Here is a 21,251-nt window from a genome sequence, read left to right as displayed (position 1 = left end):
CAATTACTATGATAACGTTTACATTGTTGATCTGACTGGTATTTCAACGGGTGAAAGACACTATATGCAATGGGCTGGGCTGCGCCTTTCACTCAAGATACGGTTAATCGGCGTCAGGTTGCCAGTATGTCCAAAAACGGAGTGACTACATTATGAAACACCCCTTGTTCTGTCTGAGTCTCTGCGTACTGGCTGTCGCCGGTGCTGCCCAAGCTGCTGACATCCCACTGGGGATGGGTAGCTACAGCGATACTTTGAAAGTGGGTACCGAAAAGCTGCCACCACGGCAACTGTTTGTGACGCCAAGCATGAAAGGTGCTATCCCCAGTAATGGCTGGGAGTCGTCATTGATTACCAGTCAATGGTCGCACCCTTTGTTTACGCATCCGGTGTCTTATCAAGCCAAGTCGAGTGGTTTTGAAATCGGTGTCAATAATAAATTGGTCGTGGGCCAGCCTGATGGCGAGAAGGATATTCTGTACCCGCACACACCCGCCCTGAATGTGTTTCCGCTGGGTTTCACCCCGCAGGATGCGAGGGCGGACAAGGTCGGACATTGGTCAGTAGATCTGGTGATGGGGAATGACCAGCAGCAAATGAAAGCGACCATTGTCAAAGGTAGCCCGTTTAGCTACTACCAGGTCAGTAGTGGCGATGTGAAACTCTCGGCCATGGGGCCACATGAGTTTTTCTATCGGGATGCGAAGACGGTCGGTGTGAAGATTCATGGCAAGCCGTTTGCCATCTTTTTGCCTAATGGTGCAAGCGTGACGGGCTTTCCTGACCCGCAATTGACGGTACGGCTGCCGGAGGGAGCCCGCTACTTCTCGATAGCGGCTTTGCCTGAAGCAAGCACCACCACCATCAACGAGTTTCGCAACTTTGCCTACAATTTTGTTACCGATACCAAGGTGGATTGGCGTTATGACGAGGCCAGTAGCCAAGTCATCACGACATTCAGTGCCACGACACAACTAAAGGAAGGCGCCGATCGTGGCACGCTTTTCGGGCTGTATCCTCATCAATGGGGGAATGGTGCGGGTGTGCCCAACATATTGGCTTATCAGTACGACACCATTCGTGGCAGGCTCAAGCTGGTAGCTGGCAAGCAATTCCAGACACGTTATGCCTTTACTGGTGTCCTCCCCATCATGCCTCCGCTGACTGATGCCAACCAGCGCAAGCGCTTGGCAGATTATGTTGCGGTCGAACACGCCCGACGCGATGAGATGTTGGGTGATCCAGGAACGTACTGGCTGGGCAAGAATCTGGCCAAAATGTCGACATTGATGTTGGCCGCTGACCAACAGGGTGATCCGGTCAAGGCCAATGACTTCATGGGGGTGTTGAAAAACAAGCTGCAAGACTGGTTCAAGTCGAATGACAACAGCAATCGCAACTATTTTCACTATGACCGACGGTGGGGAGCCCTGATCGGCTATCCGGAAGAATATGGTTCAGGACCTGAATTGAACGATCACCATTTCCATTATGGCTATTGGGTGAATGCGGCAGCCCATATCGCACTGCGTGACCCGGCCTGGGCGTCGCCCAATCAGTGGGGTGGCATGGTCAATTTGCTGATCCGCGATTTTGCCAATAGCAATCAGGCGGATGCGCAGTTCCCGTTCCTACGCAACTTTGACCCGTATGAAGGCCATGCCTGGGCATCCGGTACTGTGCCATTTGGCGACGGCAACAATCAGGAATCTTCTTCGGAAGCCATGAATGCCTGGGCGGGTATGATTCTGTGGGGTGAGGCGACGGGTAACAAGGCTGTCCGCGATGCCGGCATTTACATGTACACCACCGAGATGCAGGCCATCAACAATTACTGGTTTGATTTGGACAAGCGTGTGTTTGCGCCTGACTACCCAAACCTTGAAAGTTCGATGATCTGGGGCGACAAGTATGTCCATACCACGTTTTGGACGGATGACCCACTGGAAGTACATGGTATCAACATGCTGCCGTTGACCAACGGGTCATTTTATCTGGCGACGAAACCCGATTTCGTGAAACGTAATTTTGATGCGGCTTATCGCGAGTATGATGCGGCCAAGGCACGCGGTGCACAATTGCCATCCCGTGATACCTGGCGCGATATTTTGTTGAACTACTACGCGCTGTACGATGGTGCTGCCGCCTTATCGCTATGGAATGACAGTGTGCCAGTGGAAGGGGGAGAAACCCGTGCCCACACCTACCACTGGTTGCAAAGTCTGGCCAATTACGGACAACCTGATCTGAGTGTCACCGCCAATACGCCATTGTATGCGGTCTTCAAGAGTCGTAGTGGTAAGCGGGCCTATGCAGCATTCAATGCCAGTGACGCCACCAAAACCGTGACATTCAGCGACGGCAAAATCCTGAGTGTGCCGCCAAGGCAGTTTGCCACTAGCGATGGTAACGTTCAGCCGCCATCCAGTGGTGACCCGGTCGCGGAAGGTGGTTACGTGCTGAAAATCGCGGCAACCGACAAATGTATCGATGTTATCGGGGCCAGCAAGGTGAATGGCACCAAAGTACAGCAATGGACGTGCAATGGTACAGCCGCCCAGACATTTCATATTACTGCTGCTGCCGATCGTATCTATCGATTGACGAATGCCAATAGTGGCAAGGTATGGGATGTGGAAGGTCGCAAGACCACGTCGGGCGCGCCATTGCTGCAATGGGACAGCAATGGCGGCCTGCACCAGCAATTCATCTTCAAGGCAACGGGTATTCATTACGTCATTCGTGCCCGGCATAGCAATCTGTGTCTGGAAGTGAATGGCAACGGCGATGGTGTGCCGTTAACCCAGGCGAATTGTACCGGTGCGGTCAAGCAGCAGTTCAAGCTGGTTTCCAGTACCACTCCAACGCCTGTGCCACCCTATGGGGTGACCCAGACGGGGCAGGGCGTATTGCAGTTCCACGTCAAGGATGTCCCTTGGGCGGATGTCCATTTTGTGATCAACAACCAGGGCCAGATGAATTACCGGATGCAGGCTGGCAGTGGCATGCAGGTATGGTCATCAGCTGGGTTAAAGGCTGGCGATTCGGTGAAGTACTTCTTCACTATTGGTAAGCAGGGTGGCGGGGCGATCGATACTGACTGGCAATCCGTGATCGTCAATTGATACATACCATGCGGCCGGTGAGATGGGGTCGCATGGTTGTTCCGCATATCTGGTCAGTCCGTAAGCCCAACCCGGGGAAGCGTCACCCCCCGTGTGGAAATGTGATTGACCCGTGATTCGATCACTGCTGCGCGGATATCGCCGACAACTTCAATGCAGTGGCCATCCTCAATCACGGATTGTGCAATCAGATCACCACCGACATGTAATGCAAAATCGCAACATGAATTGATCTGGACTGTCTCTGCGTGCAAATTGCCACCGATGACAGCCCAGACCGGAAGCTGGAAATGTTTGCAGTGCAAATTGCCAGTGACAACCAGCAGGCCGCAATCATAGTCCCAAGTAAAGGTATCGGTAGTGAGATTGCCTTCGACGACTACGCAAGGCGAGACACTCAGTAGATCTGTGTGGTAGTCCCCTTTGAAAAAACGCGCGCCTTCTTCTTCAAAGTATTCGGCTTCGTTGAAGAATGCGTGGGTGCGAATGAATTCGGGCTGGGTTTTGCACCAAGTGTCAAAGTCGTCGAAAGTGATGTGATTCATGGCGTCGAGTGGGGTGGAAGTATAAAAAAGCTGTCAAGCTGGATGGCCTTTCCCAAGGGGCGGGAAGGGGAGAATCCATGAGTGTAGTCTACACGTTGATGCGTAAGCCATCGTATCCCACAGCGATGTTGCCTGGCAGTCGTTGTTGCAAGGCGTGATATTCCAGATCATGCGTCATGTGGATCAGATAGGTTTGCGCGGCGCCGATGCGCTGGGCATGGTCGATGGCCTGGTCAACACCAAAATGGCTGGGGTAGGGCTGTTCTTTCAGGCAGTCCAGTAGTAGCACATCCAACCCATGCAGTAATGCCCAGGATGAATCCGGTATCTCGTTCAAATCGGTCAGGTAGGCGACATTGCCGATTCGATAGCCGTTGATGATCCAGCGTCCATGTACAAGCGGGATAGGGATGATCTGGACACCTTGGAACTCGAATGGTCCTTCGACGGGGCGTGGGTCCAGTATGGGTTTGTCCCAGAACCGCCCTGGCGGAAAGAAACAATAGGCGAAACGGTTGCGGATGTCATCAATAGTGAACGGATTGCCATAGATCGGGATGGCAGCCCGCTGGTGGTAACAGAACGCACGCAGGTCATCGATGCCATTCAGGTGGTCGGCATGGGGATGGGTATACAACACGGCATCAACGCGTTTGAAGTTTTCCCGTAGCGCTTGCAGACGCAAATCCGGTCCGGTGTCAATCAACAGGTTGAAGCCATTGACTTGCAGTAGCGCCGAGGCTCGGGTGCGCTTGTTGCGTGGATCAGGCGAAGTGCAAGTACCACATTCGCAACCGATGACCGGGGTACCCGCACTGGAACCGGTGCCAAGCAGGGTGATCTCCACCTTTATTGCCTCGCTGCCTTGAACAGTTGAAAGAAGTTGGCTGTGGTGGCCTCGGCAATCGCCGCAACGCTGGTGCCACGCAGGTTGGCAATGTGCTCGGCCACATGTTTGACCAATGCCGGGTGATTCATCTTGCCCCGGAACGGGACTGGCGCCAGATAGGGTGAATCGGTCTCGATCAACATGCGATCCAGTGGCACGCGTTGCGCGACATCTTTCAGCTCGACAGCATTCTTGAATGTGACAATGCCCGAAAACGAGATGTAGAAGTTTTGTGCCATGGCGGCTTCGGCCACAACCCAACTTTCGGTGAAGCAGTGCATGACGCCCCCGATGTCGCCAGCTCGTTCTTCCTGCATGATGCGAAGCGTGTCGTCCGAAGCTGAGCGGGTATGAATGATCAGCGGTTTGCCACAGGCACGGGCCGCACGGATATGGGTGCGGAACCGCTCACGCTGCCATTCCAGATCACCTTCCAAGCGATAGTAATCCAGGCCGGTTTCACCGATGGCGATGACTTTGGGGTGTTGGGCCAGTTCGACCAGTTGTTCGACTGAGGGTTCAGGGGTGTCCTCATAATCCGGATGGACGCCAACCGACGCGTAGATGTTCGGATAACGTTCTGCCATGGCCAATACGCTGGGCAGATCTGGCAGGTTGACCGACACACACAGGGCGTGACTGACCTGGTTTTGTTCCATCTGCTGTAAGAGCAGGTCGGCTTGAACAGCCAAATCAGGGAAGTTGATATGGCAGTGTGAATCAATAAATTGCATGGGCTTGCTTGTAAATCATGTTGGATGGATTCGGTGAGTAGCCGCGTGAAAGCAAAAAAGCCGTTGCCGACAACAATGCAGGCAACGGCTTGATGATACGTGAAATGATCACATTGTGTGAGTGGGGCGATTCGATTGCAGCGCACTACCCAACAGTGATTCGATCTTGTTACGGGCGGCAATGCCGTTTTCATTCTGCGTGAACTGCACGCCGATGCCCTGGGTACGGTTGTTCTGTGCACCGGCGGGCGTGATCCAGACGACCTTGCCAGCAACGGCAAGGCGGTTGGGATCATCCATCAGTGTCAACAGCATGAACACTTCGTCACCGATCTTGTATTGACGGGAAGTCGGGATGAAAATGCCACCGCCTTGTACGAAGACCATGTAAGCGGCATGCAGCGCCGATTTTTCTTTGATGCTCAGCGAGAGTACGCCCGCGCGGGCGGCTGCTGCAGAGGGTTTGGATTCTTCAGCCATAGTTGTTATTGCTTCTTCAGCGTATCGGTATAGGCAAAAAACAGTTGTTCCAGCACAAGCTTGGGATTGAGCGGATGATGGGCGAGGCGCCGGGCATCCACCAATTGCTTGCCGAATTCGTTCAAACGTAGCGGGTCGGCTGGCCTGGCCAGTCGTTCAATATCCTGCCGGCGTTCTGGATGGTAGCGAATTATGCCGGATAATTGACAGCTTAGCAGGTCATAGTGCCATTTTTGCAACCAATCTACCATACGCAGCATATCTGTCTTCTGCCAGGTATCCGCCATTTGTAATGGATCAAGGCGGAAAGGGTCGGCCAGCGCTGCAGTCAGCGCTTTGCGATCGGCTTGCAATGCCGGATCGGCCAGATCCAGGGCAAGCAGTGGTGCATAACCCGCTTGTGCCAATACCTGATCGGCTTCGGCCACCCCCTGTCCGGTCAGCCAGGCAGCGGCTTCAGCAGGTTGCGGCGTTGGCAGGTTGAATACACGGCAGCGGCTGCGGATGGTCGGCAGCAGACGCTGCGGCTGATGTGTGACCAGGATAAACAACGCACCAGACGGAGGTTCTTCCAGTGTTTTGAGCAAGGCATTGGCGGCGGCGGCATTCATGGCTTCAGCCGGATGCAATAATGTGATGCGCGAGCCCTGGCGATGTGAGGTGACATTGACGAAGTCAGTCAACTCCCGAACCTGTTTGATGTTGATCTGTGTTGGCGCTTTTTTGGATTTGCCTTCGTCAGCATCGCTGTCTTCATCGTCCAGGAGGGTCAACTCACGGAAATCAGGGTGATTGCCATTGGCCAACCAGTGGCAGGATTCACAGCGTCCGCATGGCTGATGGTCGGGCTCGATTTGCTCGCACAGCAGCGATGCCGCCAGATGTCGAGCAAATGCGACCTTGCCGATGCCTTGTTGACCAGCCAGCAGCAAGGCATGTGGCCAGCGACTGCGAATGGTGTTCAATTGTTGCCATTGTTCGGCATGCCAGGGGAAGGCGTTCATGCGACAAAGGCCTTCATGATCTGTTCCAGCTCGGCCTGAATGGCAGACAGGTCACGACTGGCATCTACCACGCGAAAGCGATGGGGCTGGGCTTGAGCCCGGGCCAGGTAGGCGGCGCGTACGCGGGCGTGGAAGTCGCTGGCCTCCTGTTCGAAACGGTCCAACTGACGGGAGTTGGCCATGCGTGCCTGGCTGACTGCCAGTGGCACGTCAAACAGCAAGGTCAGATCTGGCTGAATGCCGCCAATCCATTGTTCCAACTCGCTCAATTTATGGTCATTCAGGCCGCGTCCTCCACCCTGATAGGCAAAACTTGCATCGGTGAAACGATCGGACACAACCCATTTGCCACTCGCCAGGCTAGGCTGGATGACCTTATCCAGATGCTCGCGGCGGGCCGCGAACATCAACAGTGCTTCAGTTTCCAGGTGCATGGGCTCGTTCAGCAGCAGTGTGCGTAACTTTTCACCCAGTGGTGTGCCGCCTGGCTCACGGGTTACTGTGTGTTGAATATCATGGATGTGCAGCCAGTGCGTCAACCAGGCCAAGTGCGTGCTTTTACCGGCACCATCGATGCCTTCGAGAGAGATGAAACGTGCGGTCATGGTCTGGCTAGGTTTCCTTCAATAAATCAAGCCCCGGTGCGGTCATGGTCGGGGTGAACTCAATTACATCATAGCGGGCGATGCCCAGTTGGTGAAAGGGATCGTCAGCCAACACTGCTTGCAATGCGGTCAAACTATCCGCCCGAGCCAGGATGACTCCGCCGGTACGGGGGACGCGGCGGCCACTGGCCAGAAACACGCCGTCTGCAAACTGCCGTTGCAGGTATTGGACGTGCCCCGGCAACGTGGCGTCCACAGCTTCGATTGGTCTGAGATAAGTCAGCGTGACCACAAACACGGTTCAGCGGCCCCGAATGAATTTGTCGACGGCACGGTTATGTTCGTCGAGCGAGTTGGAAAAGTGCGAGCCGCCATCCCCCCGTGCCACGAAATACAACGCATTGGTACGTGCCGGGTTCAATGCAGCCTGTAGAGAATGCAGGCCGGGCAATGCAATGGGGGTAGGCGGCAGGCCGCTACGGGTATACGAGTTGTATGGGGTATCGGTCAGCAGGTCGGCTTTACGCAGATCACCATCGAATTTGCTGCCTAGGCCATAAATGACGCTCGGATCGGTCTGAAGTCGCATTCCTTTCTTCAGGCGATTGGCGAAAACACCAGCGATCATAGGGCGGTCAGATGCACGACCGGTTTCTTTTTCCACCAGCGAGGCCATGATCAGTGCTTCATAGGCATCGCGATAAGGCAGGTCGGCGGCGCGTTCGCTCCAGGCCTCGGCTAGATGGGTCTGCATGGTGTCATAGGCTCGTTTGAGCACCACCAGATCCGAACTGCCTAATGCGGCGAAATAGGTGTCAGGAAAGAACAGGCCTTCTGGATGTTGATGAGGAATATTGAGCTTGCGCAAGATATCGGCATCGCTCAGACCTTGTGTGTCATGTTTCAGGTGCTCGTTGCGGTCCAGTGCCTCGCGCATTTGACGGAAGGTCCAACCTTCGATGATGGTGACGACACTCAGGTGGAAGTCGCCCTTGACCAATTTGTTCAGCAATTGATAAGCAGAGAGTGACTCGGTCAGTTGATAGCTACCGGCTTTCAGGTTGTTACCATGGCCGGTCAAGCGCGCCAACATCCAGAAGCTCCAGGGCTCCTGAATAATGTGTTGTTGGGTGAGTTGTCGGGATACTGCACGCAAGGTGCTGCCCTGGCGAACAGTAAATACCTTGGGGTAGCTGTCGATAACCAGCGGTGAATGGGCGAAATAGGTCAGCCAGCCGCCAAGCAGGATGGCAACGGTCAGCGATAGGTAAAGCAGGGTTTTGAGCAGGATTGTCAGTGCGCGCATATTATTGTGTTATTCAGGTAAGCGGGCCATCAGGTCGACTGACAGGCCTTCGGATCGATAACGTGCTACCCGCTCGGACAGGAACGCTGGCGCTGTATTCAATGGCCATGACCGAAATCCGGCCTGAGCGTAAAAATCGAGCAGGTGTTGGTAGGGCACACAATAGCAAATCTCACTGTCTAGCGACTGAACCAACGTAGCCAATAATCGGCGGCCTATTCCCTGACGCTGATGGCTGGGTAAGACCTGCATGCCGCGCAACACGGATTGGCCTTGCTCCTGGCATAACCGGACGCATCCCACCAGCAGCTCATCTGACCAAGCGCCAAATAAGGTCTCACCTGTTGTCCAAGCATGCCGGTAGCCTACTTGGCGATAAAGTGAGTGGGCCAAATCGATCTGTGCCGTGGTCAGCGTGGTAATACAAATCATGCGGGTGGGTCGGGTCGGACAAAGGCCTGCATTTTACCTGATTGGCAGCACCCTGGTGTCAGGCATGTCGACCATTGTGCTGCCTTGGGCTGACGAAGCGGCTGTAAATGCAATATGCTTGCAGTCTGTATGCCGGATGGCGCGCCAGATACCGCGCCTGTTCCACAGACCTGTCACTGGAGATGTCCTGCAATGACCGCCGTTTACCATATTGATCAGATTCGCACATTGGAAACCCTGGGGGCCGAGCAGGTGAGCCAGCCCCTGATGATATTGGCTGGCCAAGCTGTGGCGGACTGGGTGCGTAGTCATATTCCAACAGGGAACCGCATTCTGTGCGTTGCAGGACAGGGCAATAATGGTGGCGATGCGCTGGTGGCCGGGCGGCTGTTGCAGGCTGCTGGTTACGAGGTGGACATGGTGCTGCTGGGTGACCCGGCACATTTGCCAACTGATGCAGCACGTGCCTTGCAGGCGTGGCAAGCCACCGACAGGCCTTGGTTGCGGGCCATGCCGGTGCCGTTGCCGGGGTATCGATTGGTGATCGACGGCTTGTTTGGTATTGGACTGAATCGGCCGCTGGATCAGGCGTGGTGCCACGTCATCGATACCCTGAACAAGCTCGCTGCCCCGAAGCTGGCGTTGGATATACCCAGTGGCTTGTGCGCAAGAACGGGCACCATATTGGGTAATGCCATCATGGCACGTTGGACGATCAGTTTTATCGCATTGAAGCCGGGTCTGTTGACCCATGAAGGGCCGGATCATGCCGGTGAGGTCATCATGGCCTCACTGGGAATGGACGCGCCAATGTTGTTGCCACCTGCGGGGCGAGCGTTGCATGGCGCGGATGTAGCCGGCTTGTTGGTGCCTCGTCGCCGTAACTGCCACAAGGGGCTGTTTGGCAGTGTCGGTGTAGTAGGGGGGGCGGCTGGCATGGTCGGTGCGGCACTTTTGGCCGGGCGTGCTGCGCTCAAACTGGGTGCCGGACGGGTAACGCTGGGCTTGCTCGATCAGGATGCCCCTCGAGTTGATCATCTGCAACCGGAAATGATGTTACGCCATGCCGAAGATCTGTTCCATCTTGATCATCTGACCTGCTTGGTCGTGGGGCCTGGATTGGGCAAAAGTGCCGATGCGGTACATGTGCTGGATCTGGCTCTGCGGCGTCCCCTGCCGCTCGTGCTGGATGCCGACGCGCTCAATCTGATTGCCGATAAACCTGATTTGGCAACGCAGTTGGCTACCCGTCGGGACGTGACCGTGTTAACGCCGCATCCGGCCGAAGCTGCTCGCATGTTGGGTTGCAGTACAGCCGAAGTCCAGTCGGATCGGCTACAAGCCGCCTCGACCCTGGTCGATCACTTTGGGGCAGACGTCATATTGAAAGGGTGCGGTAGCATCTGCATGGCCCATGATGGTGCCTGGTGCATCAATACCAGTGGCAACCCCGGCTTGGCCAATGGCGGACAGGGTGACGTATTGGCCGGCATGGCGGTGGCACTGTTGGCACAAGGGTTGAATGGATATGATGCGGCGCAACTGGCGGTTTATCTACATGGTGCTGCGGCCGACAAGTTGGTGAATGAAGGGATCGGACCGGTCGGGCTGACTGCTTCTGAGGTTATCGATGCAGCACGGGCAGTGCTGCGTGGGTTGGCCAAAGGGTGGCGGATGGAGACTGGGAATCGCCATGCATGATGGCAGGGTTATTGTGGTGACGCTGCAGTGATGGCTGTGTTGATGTTCAGTCATCTGCTTGCTGTTGCCTGCGTGATCTGCTGCAACCAGCGGAGCGATGCTGATACAAACTGTTATAGCTGGATATTTGACTTGGTGAATCTGTTATAGTGGCTGTGGGCATGGTCTACTGCGTGGGCTTCAATTCGACACAAGGATGGGTCGCATGCCCACGGCTTCCTCAGGCGCCACAATCGCTGTCAAACCACAGATTGTTCATTTCTACCGCAAACAGGGAAAAATCCATATCCGTGAAACAGCGGGCCGATATAACCGGCTCCGCTGGGGTATGGTGTTCCTGACTCAATTGATTTTCTATGGCCTGTGTTGGTTACCCTGGCAGGGGCGTCAGGCTGTACTGTTCGATATCGCCAATCGCAAATTCTATATTTTCGACTTGATATTGTGGCCACAGGACGCCGTCTATTTAGCGGCCATTCTGATGATGGCGGCGTTTGGATTGTTCTTTTTTACGGCAGTGGCCGGCCGGGTGTTTTGCGGCTTTGCCTGTCCGCAAACGGTTTATACCGCCATGTTTGCCTGGATCGAGGCCCGGGTGGAAGGCAATCATCTGGCCCGGATCAAGCTGGATCAACAGCCATGGCATGTGCGCAAATTGGCCCGCAAGGCGTTGAAGCATGGAGCCTGGATTGGTGTGTCGCTGGTGACGGGGATGACCTTCGTCGGCTACTTTACGCCGATCCGTGATCTGGTTGCGGGTATGCCAGCCTTGTTGCTTGGCCCATGGGAAGGCTTCTGGCTGTTGTTCTATGCCGTTTTCACCTATCTGCAGGCTGGTATTCTGCGCGAGCAGGTCTGTCAGCATATGTGCCCGTATTCGCGTTTCCAGGGGGTCATGTTCGACCCGGATACCCTTACCGTCAGCTATGATGCGGCACGTGGCGAACCTCGTGGTGGTCATCAACGTCGCCAGGCAGTACAAGGGGCGGTCAAACCGGGAGACTGTGTGGATTGCGGTATTTGTGTGCAGGTGTGCCCAGCCGGCATTGATATCCGCCATGGATTGCAATATGAGTGCATTGGCTGTGGCCTGTGTGTGGATGCCTGTAATACGGTCATGGACAAACTTGAGCGACCGCGAGGGCTGATCCGCTACGCTTCTGAGCGGATGTTGTCGCGCGGTGAACAGGCCATGCGACTGTTTCGGCCAAGGGTGGCCCTATATGGTGCCTTGCTGATTGGGTTGACCATTGGCAGTATCTGGTTGTTGATTCATCGCATGCCATTGCGGGTCGATGTGATTCGCGATCGGCTGGTCTTGATGCGGGAGCTGGGCGATGGCCGGGTGGAAAACAGCTATACCCTGCATATCCATAATCAGGCTGATAAGGCTCGCTACTTCAAGGTCGAGGTCAGCGGATTGCCGGGCTTGACTTTGGCTGAGCCGGAGGTCGTGGAAGTGGCTGCGGGCAGTAGTTATCCATTGCCTGTCTCGCTCTCGGTGGACAAATCGGCAGGTCATGGCGGTGCGAATCCGATTGTGATCGCGGTCAGGGCGATGGATCAGCCCGGCGATAGTGCCAGCCAGATTTCATCATTCATCCTGCCTTGAGCCCGATAGTCAGCGCAGTGGCGTCAACAATAATGATGCCAGCCAGTCGATGAAAATCTGTACCCGTTGTGAAAGATGACGGCGATGTGGATAAAGGGCATAGACAGGCATGGGGGCGGCTGTTGCATCGTTCATTACCGCAATTAATTCACCGTTGGCCAAGTGATCCTGTACATCATAAGCCGGTACCTGGATCAAACCCAGGCCAGCCAGGCAGCAGGCGATGTAGGTTTCTGCATTGTTCACGGTGATTCGGCCGCGAACCGCTCGGACTTGCAATCCGCCTTGCTGCTGATACTCCCACGGGGCCACTCTGCCTGTACTGGGAGAGGCGTACTGGATAGCCCAATGATGATCCAGATCAGCCGGGCTGGCTGGGAGGCCGTGCTGGGCCAAGTAGGCTGGGCTGGCGCAGTTGATCATGGCAAATTCGCCCAGGGGTCGGGCAACCAGACTGCTGTTGCCTGGGTTGCCGACACGGACCACGCAGTCCACGCCTTCCTGGATCAAGTCAATGGCTCTATCTGTCACACCCAGTTCCAATTCGAGGTCCGGATGGCGTTCGAACAAGGCAGGTAATGCGGGTGCCAGCAAGCGCCGGCCAAAGCGGCTGGGTACATCCACTTTCAGTTTGCCGCTCAGACGGGATGCTGTTTGTCGGAACATGTTATCGACTTCGTCCATATCAGCCAGGATGCTCCGGCATCGCTCCAACAGCGCAGCACCATCCTGAGTCAGGTGAACGCGACGGGTCGTTCGGTGCAACAGGCGTGCGCCCAGCGAGGCTTCCAATTGCTGGATGGCGGTAGAAACGGTTGCTCGTGGCAGATCAAGCTGATCGGCGGTTCGGGTAAAGCTGCCGGATTCGGCAACCCGCACAAAAACATGCATGGCGGTGAGTCTATCCATGGTCAGACGATATCGTGCCTTGATGTCGTTGAAGAAGGGGAGCAAAACCAGCCCCTGCGTGATTGGTCTGCACTATACGCCGCTTTGGCAGGGCGTGCGTAGCAGAGGGCAAGATGCATCATGCATGCCCAGGCATGCAAGTTGACAATAATTTGGATGACATTGAGGCAATTTCAATTAGGCTGGATTATAAATGTCAAAGAGTAGGCGGGTAAATATTTACTCCACGTATTAATAACCAAGGCGATCAGCACAAAATAAGGCTGGCCAAATGATGATCTGGCCAGCCCGGTGGTTCCGTGGTTTCGTTATTTCAACATTGCTCGGCAAACATGGCGGCAGCCCGCTTGGCCAGTTCTTCCGACGATACTTCCTCAATGTGTGTGGCCACCATCCATTTATGGCCGAATGGATCGACCAGATTGCCACAGCGATCCCCGTAGAACATATTCTGTGCCGGCATGGTGATGGTGGCGCCGGCTGCCGCTGCCTGGTTCATGATGTCGTCGACATGGGTGGTGTAAAACATCACGCTGACGGGTGAATTGCCAATGCTGGTGGGGCTGAGTGCCTGCCAGTTGGGATTTTCTTCGTGCAGCATGATGATGACGTCACCAATACGCAGCTCGGCATGCATGATCTGCCCCGCTGGATCGTTCATGCGCATGATCTCGGTGGCGCCGAATGCTTTTTTGTAGAACTCGATGGCACGGTCCGCCCCGGTGATCGTCAAGTAGGGAATGGCGGAGGTGTAGCGATCCGGTATGGCTTGGACTGGTTGGTTCATTTAATTTCCCCTATGGTAAGAGAAGCGATGTATTTGCTTGTGATTGAGGTGAGGACATCCCTATTTTTGGTGTTGATTTTTTATTTTGTATATTTGAATATGCAAAATATTTAATTAGGGTGAATTTCAAGTAATTCACCCCATGATGAGCTAAATATAGATTATCGGCCAGCGCATGGGTGAAATCCATAAGGGGGTGTGTATGGCCGTTCGTTGGCGCATGGCGTAATGCGCTGAGCTGGGCTGCCCGCACGACTGCGGCATGATTTTACGCGTCTGGCGATGTGGCTGAAACAGACACAACCTGTCACCTTCCACCTACTGTGCGGTATTGATTGGCAACCTAGTTCATCCATCTACCTTGGCGAGTGCGCTATGTTCTCAGTGGTTGGTTTCGATATTCAGGAGAAGCTGTACGAAAGCCCTTGCACCCAGGTTTTCCGGGCGATTGATCTGCTAAGAGGGCAGTCTGTCGTGTTGAAGCTGTTGCGCCAGGACTATCCGCGCCCGGAGGCTGTTGCCTCGTATCGCTGGGAATACGAAATTGCTGCACAACTGAATCAGTGCAAATGTGCCGCTGCCGCTTATGGCTTGGTATTCAGCAGAAACAAGCCAGTACTGGTGATGGAGGATATTGGCGGACACTCGTTGCGGCATTGGCTGACTGCTCACCCAATGCCGCTCGAGGAGTGCCTGAGTGTGGCCAGCCTGATTGCGGAAGGCATCGCGGAGATCCATGCAAATGATATCGTCCACAAGCACATCAATCCGGGCAATATTGTCTACAACGCGGCAACCGGACAACTGAAGATTATCGATTTCGGCATTGCTTCACAGTTGTCGAGGGAAAACCCATCCATCAAGAATCTGGACATGCTGGAAGGGTCGCTGGCCTATATGTCACCGGAACAAACCCGGCGTATGAACAGGGTACTGGACTATCGTACCGACTTCTACTCGCTCGGTGTTACCCTGTACGAGCTGTTTTCAGGTCGCCTGCCTTTCACCGGCAAGGATTCACTGGAGCTGGTGCATTGCCATCTGGCCGAGTTGCCGGTGCCTTTGTGGCGCTTGAATTCGACGATTCCGCAAACGGTGTCGGATATCGTTGACAAGCTATTGGAGAAGACGGCAGAGGCCCGTTACCAGAGTGCATGGGGTATCAAGGCGGACTTGGACACTTGCCTGTTAAGCCTGCGTGAACATGATCAGATCGACCCTTTCCGGCTGGCCGAACACGATGTTCCCAGCCGTTTTCATTTGCCGCAGACGTTGTATGGCCGCGAAGCGGAAATTGAAAAGATGCTCGATGCGTTCGAACATGTCAGCCGTGGTGGGCGAATGTTGATGTTGATCGCTGGTTATTCCGGTATTGGCAAGACTTGCTTGGTGCAGGAGCTGTTCCGACCCATCACCATGCGGCGGGGTTATTTTGTCAGTGGCAAGTTTGACCAGTTTCAGCGTACGGTGCCTTACAGCGCGCTGGTGATCGCCTTGCAGGCACTGATCAGCCAGTTGTTGACTGAAGATGAAGTCAGTGTCATGCGCTGGCGCAAGCTGTTACAGGATGCGCTGGAGCAGAACGGGCAACTGATCATCGATGTGATTCCCGAGCTGGAATTGATTCTGGGGCCGCAGACCCCAATCGCCGCCTTGCCACCACGCGAGGCCCAGAACCGCTTCAATATGGTGTTTCAACGTTTCATCCGGGTGTTCTACCAACCCGAGCATCCATTGGTGATCTTTCTGGATGACCTGCAGTGGGCGGATTCGGCGACGTTGCAGTTGCTTGAAGTATTGCTGGTGGATGATGAGGCTCAGCATTTGATGATCATCGGTGCGTTTCGCGATAACGAGGTGAATGATCAACACCCGCTGACTATGTTGACCGACCGGCTGGATCGGCAAGCGGCACCTGCATCGCTGATTGTCTTGCTGCCAATGACACTGGCGCATGTGACCGCTCTGATCTGTGATGCATTTTATTGCAAGGCAGAGACAGCAGAACCGTTGGCCAGGCTGGTGCTGCATAAGACAGCGGGCAACCCGTTCTTTGTTGGCCAATTTTTGTCGACCTTGTATCAGGAAGGCATGATCCAATTCCATGTCGACACTAGTAACCCGGATCAGGCTCGCTGGCAATGGGATATTCAGCGTATCGAGCAGGCAGACATCACGGATAACGTGGTGGAACTGATGCTGACCAAGCTGCGTAAATTGCCGGCGGGAACGGTGCATGCGCTGAAGCTGGCGGCCTGTCTGGGCAACCGGTTCGAATTGTCGACGCTGGCCATGGTGATCGAAAAGCGTCCGGCCGAATGCTACAAGCAATTGTTCCCGGCAGTACGCGACGGTATTTTGCTGCCGGCCTCCGACTTGACCATTCTGGAGCCGAATAATCCGGAATCGACACTGGTGTATCACCGTTTGAAGTTCCTACATGACCGGGTGCAGCAGGCTTCTTACGAACTGATCCCGGATGATGAGAAGCCAGGGTTGCATCTACGGGTAGGTCGTCTGTTGGTGAGTAACCTGGGTGAAGCTGCACGCAATGAACGACTGTTTGAGGTGGTCGATCATTTGAATCGTGGTCTGATGCTGATTCAGTCTGATGACGAGCGGATCGCATTGGCACAATTGAACCTGGACGCGGCCCGCAAGGCCAAGTTCGCCTCAGCCTACGGGGCGGCCCTGAGCTATCTCCAACTGGGAATGGAAGCTTTTGGCGGTGACTGGGACAATCGGTACGAGTTGACTTTGGCATTGCACCGCGAACGGGCAGAAGCCGAGTACCTGAACGGCAACTATGAAGCCTCGGAAAGGTTGATCGACTTCGTTTGGCGACGGGCGGAACTGATAGACCGTAGCGAGGCCTATGCGCAACTGGTCACTCAATTGACCATGCTGGGCAAGAACGAAGAAGCCGTGGAATCGGCCAGCAAGGCGCTGGCATTGCTTGGTATGGGTTTTCCACCGGTGGATCAGTTGTCCAGTGCGGTGGATGCCGAATTGGCCGAAGTCGAAGCCGGATTGCAGGGCCGTTCCGTTGCATCGTTGATCGATTTGCCACCCATGACTGATCCCAAGGTGATGGCGGTCATGAAGGTGATGATGACGGTACATACCACCATCTACTTCACCAATCGATACACGCTGTATAGCTGGGTATTGGCACGCATGACCAAATTGTCGATGCAATTTGGCAATGTGCCGGAATCCTCCAAGGGCTATGCCAGTTTCGGCAATACGTTGGCGGCCAATCGTGGGCGGTATCAGTTAGGTTACGAGTTCGGCATGTTGGGCCTGCGACTGGCAGAGAAATATGGCAGCCACAGTTTGAAATGCAAAGCCTGCCTGATCATGGGAATGTTTCTGAATCACTGGATTCGCCCGGTGGCGGAAGCTGACGTCTTCAATGATGAAGGTCAACGTGCGGGCATGGAGTCCGGCGAGTTCCAGTTCATCGGATACATTCTTGCCAACTGCCGCACGTTGAATGGTTTCCTGCGTGGCGAAAATCTGAATCAGTTGCTGACGGAGACTGGCCGACACTTGTCTTTTACCCGGCGGGTCAAGCATAACCTGTCGACCGACAATATTCTGGGATGCCGGCTGGTGGCGGCCAATTTGGCTGGCGAAACCAGCAGTACTTTGTCCTTTGATATTGTCGATATCACGGAAGGCGAGTACCTGGCAGCCAGTCATGAGCATCGAAGTTTTGCAGCAGTGTGTTTCTATCGTATGGGCAAAGCGTTTGCTTTGTACCTGTACGGGGCGCCGGAATTGGCCTTGAGCAGCCTGGAGGATGCACGTGCCCTGCAAGGTTATGTCAAAGGCAATCTGGCCGAGGCTTCACTGAATTGCTATCACTCGCTGATCCTGCTGGCGCTGTACCCGGATGTGGATGTGGGCGGCAACGCGCTGGATCAGGTGGAGCGCAATCAGCAGCAGTTGTTGACCTGGGCCGAGCACTGCCCGGCGAACTTCTTGCACCAGTACCAATTGGTATCGGCTGAGTTGGCTCGTGCGCGGGGTGAAAACGAGCATGCGATGCAGTTGTACGATGCGGCGATCCAGACGGCGGGCAATAGTGGGTACATCCATCATGAAGCATTGGCCAATGAACTGGCGGCCAAATTCTGGTTGCAGCAGGGCAAGCTGGATTTCGGGCGCATCTATATGCGCAAGGCACGTTTCGGCTATGTGGCCTGGGGAGCCAAAAGTAAGGCTGCTGCCTTGCTGAGTGCCTATCCGCGCCTGTTGACGGAATTTTTGCCTTCGACGGCCACCCCCGCACTGACGGCAACCAATACGCTGAGTAATGAATTGCCCCCGATTGCGCATATGGGTAAGCGCAGGCTCAGCCGGATTGACGATGGTCCGTCACTGAATGAGTTGGATATCGCAGCAGTACTGAAAGCATCGCAAGCCATTTCCAGCGAGATCGTGCTCGACAAGTTGCTGGGTCAGTTGCTGCATGCAGTGCTGGAAAGTGCAGGTGCTCAACAGGCCAAGCTGTTGCTGAAACGGGACGAACATTGGGTGGTAGCAGCCAGCCAGGCGACGGCCACACCGCTGGTGCTGGCACAGCGCGACCAGCCCGTATCGCTACCCAGCCCGCTGGATCTACCGCTGCAGATTACGCAGTATGTGGAACGGACTCTGGCTTGTGTGGTGTTGCACGATGCGACCATTGATGGCTTGTTTGTCAGCGACCCCTATATCGTTGCACTGATGCCCAAATCGGTACTGTGCATGCCCATTCTGCGTCAACATGAGCTCATGGGCATGCTTTACCTTGAAAACAGCCAGTTGGCTGGGGTATTTCATGCCGAACGGGTCGAGCTGCTGAATTTGTTGGCGACCCAGGCTGCAATCTCCATCCAGAATGCATTGCTGTACGAAAAGCTGGCATCCGAGATGGAACAGCATAAGCAGGCAGAAATCAAGCTGTTGGAAGCGGAAACCAAGTATCGGGACATATTCGATAATGCCGCCGAAGGGATATTCCGCTGCGAGTGGGATGGCCAGTTGTTGATGGCCAATGCCGCCTTGGCCAGGATTCTGGGTTGTCTGTCGCCGGAAGACCTGATGGTCAATTTTGGACGGCAGCCGTTTGATGTGTTCCTTGGCCGGGAGGCACGCGACAGTCTGGCCATGGCGATTCGCCAACAAGGTGCGATCCGCAATATCGAATTGCCGGCACGGCGTGCCGATGGTGCCGAGATTGAATTGGCGATTACGGCCCATGTCGTGCGTAACGAGCATCATGAGGTCGTATGTTATGAAGGCATGGTGCAAGACATTACTGAGCGCAAGCGGCTGGAAAGTGCGTTGCAGTATCAGGCGACACATGATGCCTTGACCAATCTACCCAACCGCAATGTCTTCATGGATCGACTGACCCAGGCTATTGCCTTCGCCAAGCGTAGCAATGGACGTTGTGCAGTGTGCTTTATCGATCTGGACCGTTTCAAATGGATCAACGACAGCTTTGGTCACGAGGTGGGTGATGAACTGTTGAAAACCCTGGCGGGGCGGATGAGTAGTTGTGTGCGGGAAACCGACACGATCGCCCGCATTGGTGGGGATGAGTTCGTGCTATTACTGCAGGATGCGGCGGATAGCAGCGAGGATGCCAGGATCATCCAGCGCGTATTGGCCAGGGTCGTGGAGCCGATCAATCTGGCAGGACGTGACCTGGTGGTGACCTGCAGTGTCGGCTATAGCGCTTTTCCGACAGATGGCCGCAGTGCCGATGATCTGTTGCGATTTGCCGATGCAGCCATGTACCTGGCCAAGCAGGAGGGCCGAAACAATCTGCAGACCTATAGCCCCGAACTTGGGCATCGTTTGTCCGAGAAGGTGCACATCGAAAGCGAACTGCGTCATGCCATTGAACGCGAGCAACTGTCATTGCACTATCAACCACAAGTTGAATTGAAAACGGGTCGGATCGTTGGGCTGGAGGCATTGTTGCGGTGGAAGCACCCCGAACTGGGCAATATCTCGCCTGCGAGATTCATTCCGATTGCCGAGGAAACCGGTTTGGTCGAACCGCTGGGTGAATGGGTGATTCAACAGGCCTGCCAGCAGCACCGTACCTGGCAGGAAGCGGGCCTACCACCGATCAGCATTGCCGTGAATGTGTCAGCCAAGCAATTTCGCCGCCGCGGTCTGGAAACACAGCTTGCCAACATCCTGCAGTCGATGCGGATGTCACCCCAATATCTGGAGTTGGAACTGACCGAAAGCGTATCGATGGATGACCCGGAAAAGAATATTGCACTGATGTACAAATTGAAGGAGCTGGGCGTGCAATTGGCTATTGACGATTTCGGTACCGCCTATTCCAACATGCACTATCTGAAGCGCTTTCCAATTGATAAATTGAAACTGGATGGCTCCTTCGTCAAGGAGATCACGTCTGATCCGCGTAGTCTGGCCATTACGGATGCCATTATTTCGATGGCACATCGGTTAGGACTCAAGGTGATTGCCGAAATGGTTGAGACACCGGGGCAGGTTGCACTGCTGGAAGGTCGCGACTGCGATCAAGTACAAGGTCATTATTTCAGCGCAGCGATGCCGGCCGATGCTTGCTCTGCATTGCTGCGGGAGGGATTGATCCGGGCACCGATCGGTATGCGGCGATCGTCAGTACAGCATACGCTGATGATCATCGATGACGAATTCAACATGACCAGTGCTTTGGAGCGTGACTTGCGAGATGCCGACTATCGCGTGCTGCTGGCAAATGATGTGCAGATTGCTTTTGAGCAACTGGCTTGCCATCACGTTGGCGTGATTTTATGTGATCAGCACATGCCGGATATGACTGGATTGGAGTTTCTGACACGTGTCAGGCAGCTGAGCCCACAAGCGGTACGACTGCTATTGAGTGGGCACTCGGATTTTCGAGGCATTCTGGAGGCCATTAATGATGGTACGGTGCACAAATTCATCAACAAACCCTGGGAACGTCACGAACTGCGCACGATTATCGCCGATGCCTTTGCGCTGCATGAACGCTTGCTGCGTACCGGTGTCGTCGATGAAGCCCACGCAGGGCTATGGGCGCCCAACCCAGCATTGCCAGGGTGACCATCTGTCAATTGAGCG

General features: G+C 54.8%; 15 protein-coding genes. 4 read left to right on the top strand and 11 right to left on the bottom strand.

Annotated features, from left to right (window positions below; all coding sequences use genetic code 11):
• Positions 1 to 152 precede the first annotated feature (152 nt).
• Positions 153 to 3,125: a glycosyl hydrolase gene (locus tag FFS57_RS05910; RefSeq protein ID WP_137936838.1), complete on the top strand. Its 2,973-nt coding sequence runs from the start codon at positions 153 to 155 to the stop codon at positions 3,123 to 3,125.
• A 53-nt stretch (positions 3,126 to 3,178) separates the two neighbouring features.
• On the opposite strand, the gene FFS57_RS05905 is transcribed toward FFS57_RS05910, so the two are convergent.
• From FFS57_RS05905 to FFS57_RS05865, 9 genes are all read right to left on the bottom strand, one after another.
• The gene (locus FFS57_RS05905) at positions 3,179 to 3,670 is read right to left on the bottom strand and encodes a bactofilin family protein (protein ID WP_137936837.1); all 492 of its coding nucleotides are present in this window, start codon (positions 3,668 to 3,670) and stop codon (positions 3,179 to 3,181) included.
• An 88-nt stretch (positions 3,671 to 3,758) separates the two neighbouring features.
• Positions 3,759 to 4,517 carry an MBL fold metallo-hydrolase gene (locus FFS57_RS05900; protein WP_137936836.1) on the bottom strand — a complete coding sequence of 253 codons (759 nt, stop codon included), beginning with the start codon at positions 4,515 to 4,517 and terminating at the stop codon, positions 3,759 to 3,761.
• Positions 4,518 to 4,519: 2 nt separating this feature from the next.
• Positions 4,520 to 5,293 (bottom strand): TatD family hydrolase, encoded by a 774-nt coding sequence (locus tag FFS57_RS05895; protein ID WP_137936835.1) that lies wholly within the window; start codon positions 5,291 to 5,293, stop codon positions 4,520 to 4,522.
• Positions 5,294 to 5,401: 108 nt separating this feature from the next.
• A complete protein-coding gene (locus FFS57_RS05890; protein WP_137936834.1) occupies positions 5,402 to 5,773 on the bottom strand; it encodes a PilZ domain-containing protein in 372 nt (123 codons plus the stop codon).
• A gap of 5 nt (positions 5,774 to 5,778) precedes the next feature.
• Entirely contained in the window at positions 5,779 to 6,777 is a 999-nt protein-coding gene (gene holB / locus FFS57_RS05885) for a DNA polymerase III subunit delta' (RefSeq protein ID WP_137936833.1), read from the bottom strand.
• Positions 6,774 to 7,382, bottom strand: a complete 609-nt coding sequence (tmk, locus tag FFS57_RS05880; protein WP_137936832.1) for a dTMP kinase — start codon at positions 7,380 to 7,382, stop codon at positions 6,774 to 6,776. The genes holB and tmk overlap by 4 nt, the downstream gene beginning before the upstream one ends.
• 7 nt (positions 7,383 to 7,389) lie before the next feature.
• Positions 7,390 to 7,680 (bottom strand): YciI family protein, encoded by a 291-nt coding sequence (locus FFS57_RS05875; protein ID WP_137936831.1) that lies wholly within the window; start codon positions 7,678 to 7,680, stop codon positions 7,390 to 7,392.
• 3 nt (positions 7,681 to 7,683) lie between these two features.
• Positions 7,684 to 8,688 (bottom strand): endolytic transglycosylase MltG, encoded by a 1,005-nt coding sequence (gene mltG, locus FFS57_RS05870; protein WP_137936830.1) that lies wholly within the window; start codon positions 8,686 to 8,688, stop codon positions 7,684 to 7,686.
• A 9-nt stretch (positions 8,689 to 8,697) separates the two neighbouring features.
• On the bottom strand, positions 8,698 to 9,120 hold the full coding sequence (locus tag FFS57_RS05865) for a GNAT family N-acetyltransferase (protein ID WP_137936829.1): 423 nt from the start codon (positions 9,118 to 9,120) through the stop codon (positions 8,698 to 8,700).
• Positions 9,121 to 9,312: 192 nt separating this feature from the next.
• Between FFS57_RS05865 and FFS57_RS05860 the strand changes: the two genes are divergently transcribed.
• Complete coding sequence (locus tag FFS57_RS05860) at positions 9,313 to 10,821, top strand: NAD(P)H-hydrate dehydratase (RefSeq protein WP_137936828.1); 1,509 nt, start codon at positions 9,313 to 9,315, stop codon at positions 10,819 to 10,821.
• A gap of 205 nt (positions 10,822 to 11,026) precedes the next feature.
• Entirely contained in the window at positions 11,027 to 12,433 is a 1,407-nt protein-coding gene (gene ccoG, locus FFS57_RS05855) for a cytochrome c oxidase accessory protein CcoG (protein WP_137936827.1), read from the top strand.
• A 9-nt stretch (positions 12,434 to 12,442) separates the two neighbouring features.
• Here ccoG and FFS57_RS05850 read toward each other — a convergent pair whose 3' ends face one another.
• Together FFS57_RS05850 and FFS57_RS05845 are read right to left on the bottom strand one after the other, a co-directional pair.
• Positions 12,443 to 13,342 (bottom strand): LysR family transcriptional regulator, encoded by a 900-nt coding sequence (locus FFS57_RS05850; protein ID WP_137936826.1) that lies wholly within the window; start codon positions 13,340 to 13,342, stop codon positions 12,443 to 12,445.
• Between the two features lie 313 nt (positions 13,343 to 13,655).
• The gene (locus tag FFS57_RS05845; RefSeq protein ID WP_137936825.1) at positions 13,656 to 14,129 is read right to left on the bottom strand and encodes a VOC family protein; all 474 of its coding nucleotides are present in this window, start codon (positions 14,127 to 14,129) and stop codon (positions 13,656 to 13,658) included.
• A 282-nt stretch (positions 14,130 to 14,411) separates the two neighbouring features.
• Between FFS57_RS05845 and FFS57_RS05840 the strand changes: the two genes are divergently transcribed.
• Entirely contained in the window at positions 14,412 to 21,233 is a 6,822-nt protein-coding gene (locus FFS57_RS05840) for an EAL domain-containing protein (protein ID WP_137936824.1), read from the top strand.
• The last annotated feature ends 18 nt before the right edge of the window (positions 21,234 to 21,251 follow it).

Source organism: Chitinivorax sp. B, assembly GCF_005503445.1.
Taxonomy (GTDB): domain Bacteria; phylum Pseudomonadota; class Gammaproteobacteria; order Burkholderiales; family SCOH01; genus Chitinivorax.
Note: the sequence above shows the minus strand (reverse complement) of the source record. Positions and strands in the feature narration are given on the sequence as shown.

Bases quoted from the DNA above. Each gene is read 5' to 3' on its own strand.
- FFS57_RS05910 (WP_137936838.1), top strand. From the start codon at position 153: ATGAAACACCCCTTGTTCTGTCTGAGTCTCTGCGTACTGGCTGTCGCC.
- FFS57_RS05905 (WP_137936837.1), bottom strand. From the start codon at position 3,670: ATGAATCACATCACTTTCGACGACTTTGACACTTGGTGCAAAACCCAG.
- FFS57_RS05895 (WP_137936835.1), bottom strand. From the start codon at position 5,293: ATGCAATTTATTGATTCACACTGCCATATCAACTTCCCTGATTTGGCT.
- FFS57_RS05890 (WP_137936834.1), bottom strand. From the start codon at position 5,773: ATGGCTGAAGAATCCAAACCCTCTGCAGCAGCCGCCCGCGCGGGCGTA.
- holB (WP_137936833.1), bottom strand. From the start codon at position 6,777: ATGAACGCCTTCCCCTGGCATGCCGAACAATGGCAACAATTGAACACC.
- tmk (WP_137936832.1), bottom strand. From the start codon at position 7,382: ATGACCGCACGTTTCATCTCTCTCGAAGGCATCGATGGTGCCGGTAAA.
- mltG (WP_137936830.1), bottom strand. From the start codon at position 8,688: ATGCGCGCACTGACAATCCTGCTCAAAACCCTGCTTTACCTATCGCTG.
- FFS57_RS05865 (WP_137936829.1), bottom strand. From the start codon at position 9,120: ATGATTTGTATTACCACGCTGACCACGGCACAGATCGATTTGGCCCAC.
- FFS57_RS05860 (WP_137936828.1), top strand. From the start codon at position 9,313: ATGACCGCCGTTTACCATATTGATCAGATTCGCACATTGGAAACCCTG.
- ccoG (WP_137936827.1), top strand. From the start codon at position 11,027: ATGCCCACGGCTTCCTCAGGCGCCACAATCGCTGTCAAACCACAGATT.
- FFS57_RS05850 (WP_137936826.1), bottom strand. From the start codon at position 13,342: ATGGATAGACTCACCGCCATGCATGTTTTTGTGCGGGTTGCCGAATCC.
- FFS57_RS05845 (WP_137936825.1), bottom strand. From the start codon at position 14,129: ATGAACCAACCAGTCCAAGCCATACCGGATCGCTACACCTCCGCCATT.
- FFS57_RS05840 (WP_137936824.1), top strand. From the start codon at position 14,412: ATGTGGCTGAAACAGACACAACCTGTCACCTTCCACCTACTGTGCGGT.